Consider the following 1,694-nt stretch of genomic DNA (forward strand, 5'->3'; position numbering starts at 1 on the left):
CTAGCCTCGCGTTTTCATGCTGAATTGGCGACACATGGCCCGAGGTAGGAAGAAAGGTGCTCTCACCTGCGATAATTGGAGTTACCACACAACCAATTACGTCAGGGCAAGGAGCACCTTTCTGGTGAGCAACTCTACCGTGTTCTATCCCCAACCGGCCGCTACCGGAGATGGCAGTGGGGTTGTGTCCCACGCCGGGCTGCTGTTGGTGACTCGCACCGCCGAAGTCGCAGGCTTGCCGGACGTGCTGCGCGAGTCGCTGGCGCCGTGGCGCAAGGACTATGCCGTCCATGATCCGGGCAAGATCGTCCTCGATCTCGTCGTCGCGATGATCAGCGGCGGCGACTGCGTCACCGACCTCGCTATCCTGCGTGGCCGGGAATCTGTGTTCGGGCAAGTGGCCTCGGATCCAACGGTGTCTCGCCTGATCAGCACCCTGGCCGCCGAACCCGTCACCGCTCTGTCAGCGATCGCCAAGGCTCGGGCTGCTGCTCGTGGGACGGTGTGGGAACTGGCCGGTGAGCACGCCCCGAGCCATGACATCGGCGAGGATTCGCCGTTGATCATCGACCTCGATGCAACCTTGTTGACCGCGCATTCGGAGAAGCAGGATGCGGCACCGACGTATAAGAAGGGCTACGGATTCCATCCCTTGGTGGCCTTCATCGACCACGGTGCGGGTGGGACCGGTGAAGCCGGCACCGGCCTGCTGCGGCCCGGCAACGCGGGGGCGAACACCGCCGCCGACCACACCGCAGTCCTGCGCGCCACGCTGAACCAGATTCCCGGCCTGGGATGGAGGGCCGGCCGGAAAATCCTGGTCCGTACCGATAGCGCCGGCGGCACCAAGGAATTCCTCAACTACATGCACAAACGATGCCTGTCGTACTCGTGTGGATTCCCCATCACACCGGCGATGGCCGCGGCCATCGACACGTTGCCGAAGGCTGCGTGGACGCAGGCCTACAACGCTGACGGGCAGCCGCGGGAGGGCGCGGACGTGGCCGAGTTGACCGGACTACTCGACCTCGACGGGTATCCCGGCGGTATGCGGGTCATCGTGCGCCGCGAGAAACCGCACCACGGCGCCCAACTGCGGTTCACCGACGTCAACGGATGGCGGCTGACCTGCTTTGTCACCAACGCCCGCCGCGGCCAGCTCGCCGACCTGGAAGTCCGGCACCGCCGCCGCGCCCGCTGCGAAGACCGCATCCGGGCAGCCAAAGCGACCGGGATGACGAACCTGCCGTTCCACGACTTCGCCAAGAACCAGATCTGGCTCGCCCTGGTCGAACTCGCCGCCGACCTGACCGCCTGGACCCAAATGCTCGCCCTGCCCGGCACCGACGCCCGCACCTGGGAAATCAAACGCCTGCGCCTACGACTGTGGGCCGCCGCCGCACGCCTGGCGCGCCACGCCCGCACCCGCCGACTGCGCTACGACCAACACCACCAATGGACACCGGTCCTGATCGCCGGCCTGCACCGCCTCGACGGTTACCGCGCCAGCGGCTGAACCACCAGCCCAGCCCTGACCAACCGACCCCCGAAGAACCTTCGCCGGTGACGTGAAACCCGGCCGCCACCAGCGACAACGGCCGCCCTGTCATACCCCCAGACCATAATCAGCTCTACCGCCAATCAATCCGAACCGTTCAGGCCGGGATCGCCACCTCATGAAAAATCGAGGCTAG

1 protein-coding gene is annotated in these 1,694 nt (G+C 65.7%); it reads left to right on the plus strand.

Going from position 1 to position 1,694, the window contains the following annotated elements; genetic code table 11:
* Positions 1–124 precede the first annotated feature (124 nt).
* Complete coding sequence (locus GOHSU_RS16110) at positions 125–1,516, plus strand: IS1380 family transposase (RefSeq protein WP_005944467.1); 1,392 nt, start codon at positions 125–127, stop codon at positions 1,514–1,516.
* Positions 1,517–1,694: the final 178 nt, after the last annotated feature.

The sequence above is a fragment of the Gordonia hirsuta DSM 44140 = NBRC 16056 genome (genome assembly GCF_000333015.1).
GTDB classification, from domain to species: Bacteria; Actinomycetota; Actinomycetes; order Mycobacteriales; family Mycobacteriaceae; genus Gordonia; species Gordonia hirsuta.